Below are 14,159 nucleotides of genomic sequence, written 5' to 3'. Positions count from 1 at the left end.
AAAAACGTGAAAGAGGCAGCGGCTGCAAGGTAGCGGATCGGCAATATTCCGCCAAGGGCTAGCTGCGACATCACAGAACCGTCCGCAGTCCCGGGGCAGCCGCCCCCGGCGCCCCGACGTGAACGCGACCCCGGCCCGGCCCGAGCGGCGCCACGGCGGGTCCGGCGGGTGCCCGGCGCAGGTATTCGACCCGGCCCAGGATGACCCCGGCCAGCATGAACGTCAGCGGCGTCAGCGTGGCGTTCGGGATCAGGTCCACCAGCATCGTCGCGTGCAGAAGGGCCAGCGTGGCCAGCAGCGGCTCGGCCCGGGCGGCGCGGGTTCGCCAGGCGGCGAAGACCGGCAGCGTGTACAGGCCGAACTCGATGAGGTAGCCGGGCAGGCCCTGCACGCCCATGGTGATGATCCAGGCCCCGTCCGAGATCGTGAGGTATTCGCCCGACTGCGGGTCGACGATCAGGTTGCGGCCGAAGCCGCCCCAGCCGGTCCACAGCTTTTCGGCCGCGCGGGCGAGCAGCAGATCCTCGTTGCGCAGCCGGAAGGCCAGCGACGCTGCGCGTTCGGGGTCGATGGCGCTCGCGGCGGCGATCAGCGCCTCGACCGGGACCAATCCCGACAGGCGCAGCAGCGGGAAGGCCAGGACGACGCCGGCCAGCACGGCCGCGACCGCAAGCATCATCCGCGGCGTCGCCAGCAGCACCAGCGGCACGACCGCCAGCGCATAGATGATGGGCGCCATGCTCTTGCAGATGACCAGCATCAGCCCCATCCATGCGACGACCGCCAGCGCGCGGATGTCGAACCGCTGCGCCCGGGCCAGCGCGGCCGCCGCGATCAGCGCGGAAAAGGTGAACAGCGCCACCCACAGGCCGTGGGCCATGAACACCATCGGCCGGTAGCCGCCATAGCGCATCATCTGGCCGAAATCATGGGCGAAATAGCCATAGACCCAGACGTTGATCTGCGGGCTCAGCCGCACCTCGACCAGCATCGGCAGCGAATAGATCAGCCCGCCCGTGAGCAGCGCGCGCAGCATCAGCCGCTCGCTCCCCTCTTCGGCCATGAGGTTGCGGGCCATGACCAGCGGCAGGACGACCGCCGCCTGCTTCACCATCGTGGTGAACGAATCGTAGGCGTTCTGGGCAGGGCGGTAGCTGATCCCCTCGACCAGCGGCTGCTGGTTCGCGAAGATCGCGGTCCACGGGGCGATGATGAACAGGATCACGGCAAGCTTCATCAGCGGGCTGCCGGGCAGCGTCAGCACGCGGTGGCCCGCGCCCATCGCCAGCAGCGCCGCCGCGATGTTGGGCAGCGTCGTCTTGTCCATGTCGGGGATCACCGGCAGCGCCACCGCGGTCAGCGGCGACAGGGACATGTAGGCGCCGAGGATCGACCAGACGAAGGCGCGCCGCGCCTCCATCCGCTGGAACATGATGGCCGAGATCACCGGCCACGACAGCAGCGTCAGAAGGGCGAGGACGTTGCCGACCATCGGGTCCCGATCGAGTTTCGTTCCGTTGCGGAGCCGCCATGCTATAGACCACCCTGGCACGACCGGCCAGTCCTGCGCCGTGTCATCCCTGTTCTGGCATGGCGGAGGTTAATGTGAAGTTCACGGCCGGCGGCGAAACGATCTCCATCACCTGCCCGGACCGGGACGCGCTTCTGGCCGAGGTGCGGACGCGGCTGGGCGAGGGGCGGGGCTTCACCCTCGCCACGCTGAATGTCGATCACCTGGAAAAGCTGCGCCACGACGCGGGGTTCCGCGCCGCCTACGGCGCGCACGATCTCGTGGTCGCGGACGGCAACCCGATCGTCTGGCTGTCGCAGATCGCCGGGCGGCCGGTGAAGCTCGTGCCCGGCTCCGAACTGGTCGAGCCGTTGGCCCGGATCGCCGCCGAAACGGCCGTGCCGGTGGCGCTGATCGCGGGCAGCGACAAGGCCGCGGACGCGGCGGCCGCGCACCTGTCCCGGATCGCGCCGGGGCTGGTCGTGGTGATGAAGGCCGCGCCGGGCTTTCCGTTCGATCCGGTCGGGGCCGAGGCGCAGGGGCTGGTGGACGGGCTGAGGTCCAGCGGCGCGCGGCTTTGCCTGCTGGGCGTCGGCGCGCCGCGGCAGGAACGCTTCGCCGTCTTCGCGGCCCGGCAGCTGCCGCAGGTGGGGTTCGCGTCGGTGGGCGCGGGCCTCGACTTCCTCGCCGGGCTGCAGAGGCGCGCGCCCGCGGCCGTGCGGGGCGCGAAGATGGAGTGGCTGTGGCGCGCGCTGTCGAGCCCGCGCCGGCTCGGGCCGCGCTACATCAAGGGCGCGACGATCCTGCCGGGCCACCTGCGCGACGCCCTGCGACTGCGCGGCCGGGACTGACCGCCGGACGCCGCGCGACCTCGGCGAGGTGGTCCATCCGGCGCGTGAATTCCCGGTCGAAGTCGTGGACGCGGGCGAAGGACAGCGCCCGGCCCGCCGCCAGCGTCACCTTCTGCCGGTTCGCGGCGAGGTTGGCCACCAGCTTCGCGATCTTCGCCGGGCGCCCCGCCGGCACCACCCAGCCGCCGCCCGAATCCTCCGCCATCGGCTGCCACATCTCGTTCGCCGTCCCGATCACCGGCAGGCCGCAGCCCATCGCCTCGAGATAGCTGCACGACGGGTCGCCCTGCCGGTGACAGCTGAGAAAGACGTCGGCGTCCCGCCGCATCGCCGGCACCAGCGCCTCGTCGAAATCGACCGGCTGGTGCAGCCGCACCTGTCGGCCGAGGTCGGCGGCTGCAATGCGCCGCGCGATCTCGTCCGACAGGCTGCCCGCGCCGTAGATGTCGAGCGTGAAGTCCACGCCCGCGTCCCGCATGGCCTGCGCCGCCGGCACCAGGTCCTGCGCGCCCTTCATCGGCTCCAGCCGGCCCGAGGTGATCAGCCGCAGCGGCCCGCCGCCGGGCCGCATGCCCTCGGCCCGGCGGGCCATGTCGGCGTCGGTCGCCATCGTCGCGGTCCGCATCCGCCCGTCGAGGTAGAAGCAGCCCTTCCGGTCCAGCTCGCCATAGGCCCGCGCGGCGGGGTAGCCATTGAACTGAAGCGCCGCGGCGTTGCGGAAGGCGTGGCGGCGGCGGCGTTCCTCCATCAGGACCCAGGCGGCCGACTTCGCGCGGCCCGCGACGCCCCGGCCGGGGTCAAGCGCCGCGGTTCGCAGGCGCGTGGGCAGCGTGTATTCGATGGCATAGACCAGCCGCGCGCCGACCGCGCCGCAGACCGGACCAAGGCCCGTCTGGTCGTGGCTGTCGCCCGACCCCAGCACGACCGACGCGCCGGCAAGCTCGTCCGCGCCGATCTGCTGGCCGGGGTCGAGCAACACCAGCTCGCCCGGCACATCGGCCCGGGCGACGCGGCGGGAGAACGGAAGCGCGCCGTGGCCCGCGCGCAGGATCACCCTCACCGGGCCGTCCCACCCCTCGACGTGGCGGCGCAGGCCGGTCAGGAACTTGTCGTCGGCGCGCAGCGCGCCGTCCGGTTCAAGGACGACGTGGACCGAAGGGATCAGGACCAGCAGCGACATGGAAGCATCCGGCAGTGACGTCGGCGCCAGCGTGGCCCGAAGCGGCGGATTCCGCAATGGAAGTCTGTCGCGGCGCCTCAGCGCCAGACGACCGTCAGCACGTGCCCGGCAGCGACGACCTGCTGCGCGCCCAGCGCGGTTCCGGCGGTCCACCCCTCGCCCCAGTCCTCGGCCAGCGTCAGCTGCGGACTGCCGTCGGCCGCCCGCCGGAACAGGGCGGCGGTGAATTCACGGAACTGGCGGGTCCGGGGGAACAGCGCCTTGTAGAGCGCCTCCTTGGCCGAGAAGGCGCAGGTCAGCTCGACGTCGCGCGGGTTCGCGGCAGGCAGCCCCTCGGGGGCGATCAGGTCCGCAAGCTCGTCCGCCAGGGCAGGCGCGACGATCCGTTCGAGGTCGATGCCGATGATCGCCGCTGCGGGAGCGGGTGCGACGACGGCGGCGGCGATGTCGTCGGTGTGGGTGATGCTGCCGATCCAGCCTGCCGGCCAGCCGGGCAGCCCGTCCGCCCCGATCCCGACCGTGCCGCCGGCACCCAGCGCCAGCGCCGCCGCCCGCCTGCCGGCGAGAAAGCCGCGCTGCCGGCGGGGTGCGGCCCCGCGAAGCTGCGCCGGCAGCGTCCCGTCCGCGTCATCCACGGCCGCGAAACGCAGCGCCGCACCCGGCGGCAGCGCCAGCCGGGCCGCCGCCGCGGCAAGGGTTCCGGCCAGCGCCGCTTCGTTCTGCATGGGGCCGCCCGCGTGCAATCGACGGCGCAGTCTTGCCGCGCCCGCGACGGCGCGTAAAGCGGATCGGGAATCCCGGTCGCGTCCCGTCCCAGCCCGTCCCCGGTCGCAGCCGCCCCGCCGATGACGCAGGACGACCCGGCGCAAGGAAACGACATCGTGCCCAAAGACCTTGGCACCCACCTCTCTCCGCCATTGCCCCCGCCGCGCCTTCACAGCATCTTGGCCGCGATCGCTGCGGCGAGGATGGCGGGGGTTCCGATGGTCACGATCTCACTCGGGCTCGACACGTTCGGCGACGTGACCGTCGACGATGCCGGCGCGCCGGTGCCGATGGACCAGGTGCTGCGCGACGTGGTCGAACAGGCGGTGCTGGCCGACGATCTGGGCATCGACTTCATCGGCCTGGGCGAGCACCACCGTTCCGACTACGCGATCTCGGCGCCCGAGATCGTGCTGGCCGCCATCGCCAGCCGGACGAAGCGCATCCGCCTGGGCACCGCCGTCACGGTCCTGTCGACGGACGACCCGGTGCGCGTGTTCGAGCGTTTCTCGACCCTCCACGCGATCTCCGGCGGCCGGGCGGAGCCCATCGTCGGGCGCGGATCCTTCACCGAAAGCTACGCCCTGTTCGGCTTCGACCTGAACGACTACGAGACGCTGTTCGAGGAACGCCTCGACCTTTTCGCGCGCCTGATCCGCGAGCCGCAGGTGACCTGGCACGGGCTCACGCGCGCGCCGCTGACCGATGCCTCGGTCTATCCGCCGCTCGGCGCCGCTGTCATGCCGGTCTGGGTCGGCGTCGGCGGGTCGCCGCAGTCGGTGATCCGCGTCGTGCGGCACGACCTGCAGCTGATGCTGGCGATCATCGGCGGCGATCCGCGCCGGTTCCGGCCGTTCGTGGACCTGTACCTGCAGGCCTGCGACAAGCTCGGCCGCGCGCCCCGCCCGATCGGCGTCCACTCCCCCGGCTTCGTGGCCGAGACCGACGAGGCCGCGCGCGAGCGGTTCTGGCCGCACTACCGCGAGGGCAACGCCCGCATCGGCCGCGAGCGCGGCTGGCCGCCCACGACGAAGGAACGCTTCGTCGCGGAAATCGAGGAAGGCGCGCTGTATGTCGGATCGCCCGAGACGGTCGCGCAGAAGATCGCCCGCAACGCCGCCGCGCTGAGGATCGCGCATTTCGACCTGAAATACGCGACCGGCCCGGTGCCGCACGCGGACCTCATGTCCTGCATCCGCCTTTACGGCGAGCGCGTCATCCCCCGCGTGCGCGAGATCCTCGACGCGCAGCCCGCGGCTTCCGCCTGATCCGACGACATTTGAAAGCAGAACCATGACCGTTCCGACCACGACCAGGCTCACCCGCGCCGACTGCGAGGCGATGGACGCCGCCGACCCCCTTGGCCGCTTCCGGGCCGAGTTCGCCTTGCCCGAGGGCGTCATCTACCTCGACGGCAACTCGCTCGGCGCGCTGCCGCGCCGGGTGTCGCAGCGGATGCGGACGGCGGTGGACGAGGAATGGGGCCGCGGCCTGATCCGGTCGTGGAACGACGCCGACTGGTACAAGGCACCGCAGCGCGCGGGCGCGGCGATCGCGCGGCTGGTGGGGGCGGACGAGGACGAGGTGATCGTCTGCGATTCGACCTCGGTCAACCTCTACAAGGTGCTGATGGGCGCGCTGCGGATGCAGGCGGGGCGGCGCGTCATCGTCTCGGAACGCGGCAACTTCCCGACCGATGTCTATGTCAGCGCGCGGGTGGCCGAGCAGACCGGGTGCGAGCTGCGCGCCCATGATCCCGCCGACATCCCTGCGGCGCTGGCCGAGGCGGGCGACGACCTTGCCGTGCTGCACCTGACGCAGGTGAACTACAAGACTGGCAGGGTTCACGACATGGCGGCGCTGACGGCGGCGGCGCAGGCGCAGGGCGGGCTCGTGATCTGGGACCTCGCCCACAGCGCGGGGACGCTTGAGGTCGACCTGAACGGGTGCAACGCCGATTTCGCGGTCGGCTGCGGCTACAAGTACCTGAACGGCGGGCCGGGCGCGCCCGCCTTCGTCTTCGTCGCCCGCCGCCACGTCGAGGCGCTGTGGCAGCCGATCGCCGGCTGGCACGGCCACGCGCAGCCGTTCGGCTTCGCCCATGATTTCGCCCCCGACCCCGGCATCGCAAGGATGCTCGTCGGCACCGCGCCGCAACTGTCGCTGCTGGCGCTGGAAGAGGCGCTGACCGTGTTCGAGGACGTCGACATGGGCGCGCTGCGCCGCAAGGGGCAGGACCTGGGCGACCTGTTCATCCGGCTGGCGGACCAGGAACTGGCCGCGCACGGCTTCGGCATCGCCAGCCCGCGCGACGCGGCGGCGCGCGGGTCGCAGGTGTCGCTCACCCATCCGCAGGGCTACGCGATCATGCAGGCGATCATCGACCGCGGCACCATCGGCGATTTCCGCGCGCCCGACATCCTGCGCTTCGGCTTCGCCGGGCTTTACGTGAGCCACGCCGATGTGTGGGACGCGGTCGCGACGCTGCGCGACGTGATGGAAAGCGGCGCCTGGGACACGGCCGGGTACCGCGCCGTGAAGGCCGTGACCTGACCCCCCGCTACGACGCGGCCGGATCCGCGCCTTCGACCAGCGCGTTCAGGCGCGACGGCGGCAGGGTCAGCGCCGCCAGCTCGACCTGATCGACGCTCGCCGGCGCGTAGCCCCATTCCTCGACGCCGACGTTGACCTGCCCTTCCGCGCCGCGCCAGCGCGTATGGACATGCCCGAACAGGTGCATGACGCCGGCGCGCACGTTGTTCCACGTGAGCAGCGGATAGTGGCAGAGCACGAACCGCCGCCCCTCGGCCTCGAGTTCGTAAAGGTCGTGGACCGACGCCCAGGGCAACGTCTCGACCAGCCAGTCGGGGTCGTGATTGCCCCGGATCAGGTGCTTGCGGCCCGGCAGCGCGGCAAACGCCGCCTGCGCCGTCTGCCGCCCCGCCTCCGTCTCGCAAGCGGCGAAATCGCCGAGGATCCACAGGTCGTCGTCGGGCAGGACATGAGCCGCGCCCGCGATCATCGCGGCGTCCATCGCGGGCGCGGACGGGAACGGGCGGCCGAAGAACCGGCGGACCGGATCGTCGCCGAAATGGGTGTCGGCGGTGAAGTAGTGCGGCATGCGATCCTCTCGCGGGGTGGTGGCGGCAGCATCGACGATTGCCCGGCGGAGTAAAGGGGCGCGCGCTGGCCGCACGTTGGCGAACCCCTTGCAGGCGGCGACGGCGCGAACGCGCAGGGCGCGGCGGATGCCGCCGCGCAGAGCGCGATCCGGATCGCTTTTGCAGCTTGCCCGCCCTGCGGTGCGCTGCTGCGCGCTCGTGACTGCCCCGAGAAACCCGGTCTGCCGGTCTGCCGGTGCGGCGGCCCCGCCGCAGCCGCGCTTTTCACTCGAGGGAACCGGCTCGCAACGCTTGCCGCAGCAGCCGCCCTTGTGCAACCGTCGGTTGAGTTTGTCGCCTGGTTGATCGAATCGCGGGCCTTCGCCGAAGGCACCCCGATCGTGATGGATCCGCGTCCTTCCCCGACAATTCCCCGCATCTTATGAAAGAGCTGCGCATGACGAGCACGTGCAATCTCAACATCATCAACCTTCAGGTCGAGGCCGAGGCTCAGATCGCCATCGACAAGGCCAACGGCACCTACGACGCCAACATCGCGGCAAACGGCAAGTACTACCTGTGGCAGAGCGAGTTCCAGACGCTCCCGACCGGCATGTGCGGCCAGCCGGAGCTCTACGCGGCCCGCCTGCGCGAGTCGCTGCCCGAGGTCACGACGCTTCGCATTCCGTTCAACGCCAACAGCTTCAACGCCGATGGATCCCTGCACCCGGACTTCGAACGCTTTCTCGTCGCCGCCGCGGGACAGGGCTTCAACTTCATCATGGTGCAGATGGACGGCGCCGCGCAGGGCCTGACCGCCTCGGGGCCCGGCGCCTACGCGCAGATGCGCGATGCCCTGACGGGCGCGGTCTACGACAACATGGAGCAGACTTGGACGACGATGCTGGACTGGATGGACGCCCACCCGTCCGTCCGCCAGGCGGTCTACGCCTGTGAGATCGTGAACGAACCGGCCGCCTACAACACCGCCACCTTCTATGCCGACAAGCGCTGGGCGGGCCTGCAGGAATTCGTCACGCTCTATGCCGAACAGATGGTCCGCCTGGGACGGATGATCGACGCCCGCACCGACGATGCGAAGATCATGGTCGGCGGCTGGAACTACTCGGGCGACTTCCAGCAGCTCGCGGCCACCACCATGGGGGCCGGCAGCGCGCTGGACTACATCCGCGCGGGCCTGGGCGACAGCCTCGTCTGGTCGGCCCATCTTTACCCCGGCTGGCAGGGCACGTCCGGCATGTCCGATCCCGACGACGTGCGCGCGGTGCTGGACCGGATCTACGCCCCGATCCTCGGCGACGCGTTGATCGTCACCGAAACGAACGCGCAGGGGAACGAGGCCTACAATCTGGCCTCCGGCTGCCCCGAGGTGCAGGGCTTCACCCTCGCCTACGACTGGTTCGCCGACCACGGCGTCGCCATCGGCTGGTTCGCCGGCAGCCAGTACGGCGGGTCCGTCATGTCGCGGATGGACCCGGACGGCACGCTCCGCTTCGTCCAGCAGGCCAGCTACGCCGCCGCGATGGACGCCTTCTCGCTGGGGGGCGAGGACGCGGCCCACGCAGGCGCCGAGACGGTCGGGGCCCGGCTGATCCGCGGGTATCTGCGCAACCAGACCAGCGACCCGGACTACGATCCCCTCAACCCGTTCGACATCGCCCAGTATCTCGGCCTGGCGCTTGGCCACGGCGGGAACGACACGCTTCATGGAAGTGCCGAGGCCAACAACTTCCTTTACGGCGGCACGGGCAACGACAGCGTGCTGGGCAACCTGCGCGACGACTTCCTCTACGGCCAGGACGGCGACGACACGGTGAACGGCGGCGCGGCCGGCCACGATCACCTGTTCGGCGGCCGCGGTGCGGACTGGATCATCGGGGGGGCGGGCGTCACCCAGATGTACGGCGGCGCGGGCGGGGACACCTTCGTGGCCCATCCGCGCGGGCGGACGATCCTCGTGGACTACGCGCCGGCCGGGGGCGACGTCCTGATCGTCAACGAGACCGGCTTCACGGCCGCCGACTTCCGCGCGCGGGCACGGTCGGTCGACTGGGACGGCAGGGGGGCGCCGGATCTCTGCGTCGCGCTTCCCGGCGGGGGCGAGGTCATCATCATCGGCATGGGCGACCGGCTGGACGAGGTGGCGAGATCCCTGCTGCCGGCGGATGGGAACGTGGCCCCCGTCGATCCGGTGTCCCCGCACCAGCTGTTGCAGGGCCGCCCGGGCATCGACTTCATCGACGGCGGCGCGGGCGACGACACCATCCACGGCGACCCCGAGGGCGGGATCGGCGACGACCGGCTTCTTGGCGGGGCGGGGAACGACGTCATCTACGGCGTGGGCGGCAACGATCGCCTGGAAGGCGGCGACGGCAACGACCGGCTGGACGGCGGCAACGGGAACGACGTGCTCTACGGCGGGCTGCACAACGATGTGCTTCAGGGCGGCGGAGGCAACGACCTGCTGTACGGCGAAAACGGCGCCGATGTCCTGAACGGGGATGCGGGGCTCGACACGCTCTACGGCGGCGGCTCGAACGACACCCTGAACGGCGGCGACATGAACGACCTTCTCTACGGCGACGGCGGCAACGACCTGCTGTCGGGCGGCTTCGGTCTCGACACGCTTTACGGCGGCGCGGGAAGCGACATCCTCTCCGGCAACGAATCCAACGACACGCTGTATGGCGACAGGGACAATGACACGCTCTACGGCGGCGGAGGCCAGGACGACCTGTACGGCGGCGGCGAGCACGACGTTCTCTACGGCGAGGACTCGAACGACCGCCTGTGGGGCGACAGCGGGAACGACACGCTTTCCGGCGGCGGCGGCGCGGACCAGCTTTCCGGCGGCGCCGGCAACGACTCGCTGAACGGCGACATCGGGACGGACACGCTCAACGGCGACGACGGCGACGACATCGTCCGCGGCGGCGACATGGACGACACGGTCCACGGCGGCGCGGGCAACGACTCGCTTTTCGGCGATGGCGGCCGGGACTGGCTTTTCGGCGGCCCGGGTCAGGACGTGAGCACCGGCGGCGCCGGCGGCGACACCTTCGTCTTCGCAGCCAGCGACAACGCGCTTCGGATCGCGGACTTCACGACCCGGCAGGGCGACGTCATCCGCATCGATTCGGCGCTGCTGGGCGGCGCGGCGACGGTGGCGGCGCTGCAGCAGCACGCGGCGCTGACCACGGCCGGAACCCTGATCACCTTCGACAGCGGCAGCACGATCCTGATCGACAACTTCCGCAGCGCGCTGTCAGACAGCTTCGTGCATTTCTACTGAGCCCTGCGGCCATGAAAGCGCCGGCAGCGTCCGCGCGGCCGGCCCCTTTCGCCTGCACCGGATCGACAGGGGCGCCGCGCTGGCACCCCGTCCGGCGCGGGGATCGGCGCAAGCCCGGCCCGTCCGGGCGTCTCGTCCGGGATCTCGCACGATCTGGCGGTCGTCGAATACATCTGCGACACCGTGATCGTGCTGTATCTGGGCCGGATCATGGAAATCGCGCCGTCGGCGGAGCTTTACGCGAATCCGCGCAACGCCTGCACCCGCGCGCTGCTGTCGGCGATCCCCGAGCCGGTGCCGGGGCGGGCGTCGCAGCGCCGGATCCTCATGGGCGACATCCCCAGCCGCTCGACCCCGCCTTCGGGCTGCGTGTTCCACACCCGCTGCCCCCATGCGATCGAGGCCCGCGCCAGGGTCGTCCCCCCGCTTGAAGATGTCGGCGCCGGGCACCGCAGCGCCTGCATCCGCAACCACGCGCTCCAGACTGTCGAGACGATCCCGGCATGAAGATCCTGATCCTGCCCGACCAGGGCGACGCCACGATCCGCGCCGCCGACATGATCTGCGAAAGCATGGCCGCCCGCGCCCGCACCGTGCTGGGCCTCGCCACCGGCGGCACGATGGAGCCGCTGTATGCGGAACTCGTCGCCCGGCACCGGCAGGGCCGGCTGACCTTCGCGGACGCGCGCAGCTTCAACCTCGACGAATACGTGGGCCTCGCGCCGCGGCACCCGCAGTCCTACCACAGCTACATGCACCGGCACCTGTTCGCGCATGTGGACTTCGCCCCCGGCGCGACCGCGCTTCCCGACGGCAGCGCCCCCGATCCCGACGCCGAGGCCGACGCCTACGAGGCGAGGATCGCGGCCGCGGGCGGGATCGACCTGCAGCTGCTCGGGATCGGACGGAACGGGCATATCGGCTTCAACGAGCCGACCAGCTCGCTGTGTTCGCGCACCCGCGTCAAGACGCTGACCGAAAGCACCCGCGCCGCCAACGCCCGCTTCTTCGCCGAGGGGGAGGAGCCGCCGACCTGCGCGATCACCATGGGGCTCGCCACGATCCTCGACGCGCGGCAGGTGCTGCTGCTGGCCTTCGGGGCGGAAAAGGCGCCTGCCGTCCGCGCCATGATCGAGGGCCCGGTGTCGGCCTTCACGCCCGCCAGCGTCCTCCAGATGCACCGCCGCGCGACGGTCATCCTCGACCAGGCCGCGGCGTCGATGCTGGAGCTTCGGGAATACTACCACACGGTCCACCCCGACGGAGCGCCGGCGCTTGTCTGATGTCCGCATCCACGCCGCGCAACTGCTGCTGCCCGAGGGCCTGGTCCCCGACCGCGTGGTGACGGTCGCGGACGGTCGCATCATTGCCGTCACGGCGGGCAAGGCCGCCGACGCCGACCGTTCGGCCGCGATCGTCGCGCCCGCCTTCGTGGACATCCAGATCAACGGTGGCGGCGGGGTCCAGTTCAACGAGACGCCGACGGTGGACGCGCTCGCCACCATCGCCGCCGCCGCGCGCAAGGGCGGGACCGCGGCGATCCTGCCGACCTGGATCACCGCCGAGGGCCAGTCGTTCCGCGCCGCGCTCGATGCGGCGGCCGGGGCGCTGGCGGCGCGCGTTCCCGGCGTGGTCGGCGTGCATCTGGAAGGCCCCTTCCTCAACATCGCCCGCAGGGGCGTCCACGACCCGCGGCACATCCGCGCGATGACCGAGGACGATCTGTCGGCGCTCTGCGCCTTCAGCCCCGGCATCCGCCTCATCACCCTCGCGCCCGAGAACGCGCCCCCCGGCGCGGTGGCGCGGCTGACGGCGGCGGGATGGATCGTCTTTGCCGGCCACACCGCCGCGACGTGGGATGAGATGGCGCGGGCCCGCGCCGAGGGGCTGTCGGGGGTGACGCACCTCTTCAACGCGATGGAGCCCCTGGCCGGCCGCGCGCCCGGCGTGATCGGGCAGGCGCTGTCGGGGCTTTACGCCGGCATCATCGCCGACGGCATCCACGTCCACGAAGCCAACCTCGCCCTTGCCGCGCGCTGCCTGCCCGACCGCCTGTGCCTGGTGACCGACGCGATGAAGACGCTCGCCACCGACATCGACGCGTTGGAGATCTACGGCCGCCCGATCCGGCGCGAGGGCGGGCGGCTGGTCGGCCCCGACGGGCAGCTTGCCGGCGCGCACCTTGCGATGGACGAGGCGGTGGGCCGCATGGCCGGGATCGCGGGTGCCCGCGCGGCGCTTGACATGGCGGCGCGGAACCCTGCCGCGTGCATCGGGCTTGGCCCGTGGGACATCCGCGAAGGCGCGGCGACGCCGCTGGTGCTGCTGGACCACGACCTGCGCGCGCAGGAGGTGATCGGGGGCTGACCCGCAGGGGCGTGCCGGACCATGGCTGCGGCCTGGACGTGCGGGGCCGGTGCGGGTCACGGGTGCGTCAGGGGTCGGGCGGCACCGTCCCGGCCGCAGGCCATGCCGGTCCACGCCGTCCGCCCGGCGGAAAGACGCGGCGCGTCGCCGGTCCGCTGGCCAATCCGGGCGCATTCGGTTACTCGGGTGACGTTCCGCGCGCGCCTGTCCGAAAGGGCGCGTCGGCGGTTAACCGGCTGCGGCGGGGCAGAAGGACGAAGGGATGCGGCTCGACATCCACAATTCGACCGTGCCCGCCCTGTGCCAGGCCTGCGAGGCGCGGCACGGGGGGATCTGCGGCGCGCTTGAACCGACGCAGCTTCAGCAACTCGGCCGGCAGACCGCACGGCGCGAGGTGCCGCCGGGAACCCAGCTGATCGCCGCCGGCGTGCCGGCCGACGGCTATGCCAACATCCTGAGCGGCGTCGTGAAGCTCATCAAGCTGATGCCGGACGGGCGCCAGCAGATCGTGGGGCTGCAGTTCGCCCCGGATTTCCTGGGCCGCCCCTTCGCCGAAAGCAGCGACGTCGGGGCCGAGGCGGCCAGCACCGTGCGGCTGTGCACCTTCTCGCGGTCCGCGCTGGAACAGATGGTGCGGCAGGCGCCCGCGCTGGAACACCGGCTGCACCGGCAGGCGCTGCGCGAGCTTGACGACGCCCGCGACTGGATGATGACGCTGGGCCAGAAGTCGGCGTCCGAGAAGGTGGCGTCGTTCCTGCTTCTGCTGGCGGCCCATGTCGATCCGCTGACCGGCGGCTATTCGGCGACGTTCGACATCGTGCTGCGGCGCGCGGACATCGCCGATTTCCTCGGCCTGACCATCGAGACGGTCAGCCGCAGCCTGTCGCGCCTGCGCAGGGACGGCACCATCACCATCGAGCGGAGCCGGACGGTCACCATCCTCGACATCGACGCGCTCGAGGCCGCGGCGGGCCGCTGACGCCGGGGGCCGCTGACCGGGGGCCGCTGGCGCCGGGGCCGCTAACTGGGGCCGCGCGCCGCGACAAGCCGCCGCGTCCCCTGCACGACTTCC

12 protein-coding genes are annotated in these 14,159 nt (G+C 71.5%); 8 read left to right on the top strand and 4 right to left on the bottom strand.

The window, feature by feature from the left end:
* Positions 1 to 70: 70 nt before the first annotated feature.
* Complete coding sequence (locus tag ELI80_RS01810; RefSeq protein ID WP_136649278.1) at positions 71 to 1,492, bottom strand: hypothetical protein; 1,422 nt, start codon at positions 1,490 to 1,492, stop codon at positions 71 to 73.
* Between the two features lie 113 nt (positions 1,493 to 1,605).
* Between ELI80_RS01810 and ELI80_RS01805 the strand changes: the two genes are divergently transcribed.
* Positions 1,606 to 2,361, top strand: coding sequence for a WecB/TagA/CpsF family glycosyltransferase (locus ELI80_RS01805; RefSeq protein ID WP_236641278.1), 756 nt, complete (start codon positions 1,606 to 1,608; stop codon positions 2,359 to 2,361).
* Here ELI80_RS01805 and ELI80_RS01800 read toward each other — a convergent pair.
* Both ELI80_RS01800 and ELI80_RS01795 read right to left on the bottom strand, forming a co-directional pair.
* A complete protein-coding gene (locus ELI80_RS01800; protein WP_136649276.1) occupies positions 2,297 to 3,541 on the bottom strand; it encodes a glycosyltransferase in 1,245 nt (414 codons plus the stop codon). The two genes, ELI80_RS01805 and ELI80_RS01800, sit on opposite strands and share 65 nt — an antisense overlap.
* Before the next feature lie 77 nt (positions 3,542 to 3,618).
* The gene (locus ELI80_RS01795; protein WP_136649275.1) at positions 3,619 to 4,266 is read right to left on the bottom strand and encodes a 4'-phosphopantetheinyl transferase family protein; all 648 of its coding nucleotides are present in this window, start codon (positions 4,264 to 4,266) and stop codon (positions 3,619 to 3,621) included.
* Between the two features lie 258 nt (positions 4,267 to 4,524).
* On the opposite strand from ELI80_RS01795, the gene ELI80_RS01790 reads away from it, so the two are divergent.
* Together ELI80_RS01790 and kynU are read left to right on the top strand one after the other, a co-directional pair.
* On the top strand, positions 4,525 to 5,574 hold the full coding sequence (locus ELI80_RS01790; protein WP_136649320.1) for an LLM class flavin-dependent oxidoreductase: 1,050 nt from the start codon (positions 4,525 to 4,527) through the stop codon (positions 5,572 to 5,574).
* 25 nt (positions 5,575 to 5,599) lie between these two features.
* The gene (gene kynU / locus ELI80_RS01785) at positions 5,600 to 6,859 is read left to right on the top strand and encodes a kynureninase (protein WP_136649274.1); all 1,260 of its coding nucleotides are present in this window, start codon (positions 5,600 to 5,602) and stop codon (positions 6,857 to 6,859) included.
* 7 nt (positions 6,860 to 6,866) lie between these two features.
* On the opposite strand, the gene ELI80_RS01780 is transcribed toward kynU, so the two are convergent.
* Entirely contained in the window at positions 6,867 to 7,427 is a 561-nt protein-coding gene (locus ELI80_RS01780) for a metallophosphoesterase (protein ID WP_236641277.1), read from the bottom strand.
* Between the two features lie 437 nt (positions 7,428 to 7,864).
* Between ELI80_RS01780 and ELI80_RS01775 the strand changes: the two genes are divergently transcribed.
* The 5 genes from ELI80_RS01775 (at position 7,865) to ELI80_RS01755 (ending at position 14,066) form a co-directional block, all read left to right on the top strand.
* Positions 7,865 to 10,720 (top strand): calcium-binding protein, encoded by a 2,856-nt coding sequence (locus tag ELI80_RS01775; RefSeq protein WP_161596410.1) that lies wholly within the window; start codon positions 7,865 to 7,867, stop codon positions 10,718 to 10,720.
* A 183-nt stretch (positions 10,721 to 10,903) separates the two neighbouring features.
* Positions 10,904 to 11,227, top strand: a complete 324-nt coding sequence (locus ELI80_RS01770; RefSeq protein ID WP_236641276.1) for an oligopeptide/dipeptide ABC transporter ATP-binding protein — start codon at positions 10,904 to 10,906, stop codon at positions 11,225 to 11,227.
* Entirely contained in the window at positions 11,224 to 12,003 is a 780-nt protein-coding gene (nagB, locus tag ELI80_RS01765; RefSeq protein ID WP_136649272.1) for a glucosamine-6-phosphate deaminase, read from the top strand. Before ELI80_RS01770 ends, nagB begins: the two co-directional genes overlap by 4 nt.
* Positions 11,996 to 13,087, top strand: coding sequence for an N-acetylglucosamine-6-phosphate deacetylase (locus ELI80_RS01760; protein ID WP_136649271.1), 1,092 nt, complete (start codon positions 11,996 to 11,998; stop codon positions 13,085 to 13,087). Before nagB ends, ELI80_RS01760 begins: the two co-directional genes overlap by 8 nt.
* A gap of 262 nt (positions 13,088 to 13,349) precedes the next feature.
* Positions 13,350 to 14,066 carry a Crp/Fnr family transcriptional regulator gene (locus tag ELI80_RS01755; RefSeq protein WP_136649270.1) on the top strand — a complete coding sequence of 239 codons (717 nt, stop codon included), beginning with the start codon at positions 13,350 to 13,352 and terminating at the stop codon, positions 14,064 to 14,066.
* The last annotated feature ends 93 nt before the right edge of the window (positions 14,067 to 14,159 follow it).

The sequence above is a fragment of the Paracoccus aeridis genome, from assembly GCF_004923205.2.
Classification (GTDB): Bacteria; Pseudomonadota; Alphaproteobacteria; order Rhodobacterales; family Rhodobacteraceae; genus Paracoccus; species Paracoccus aeridis.
Note: the sequence above shows the minus strand (reverse complement) of the source record. Positions and strands in the feature narration are given on the sequence as shown.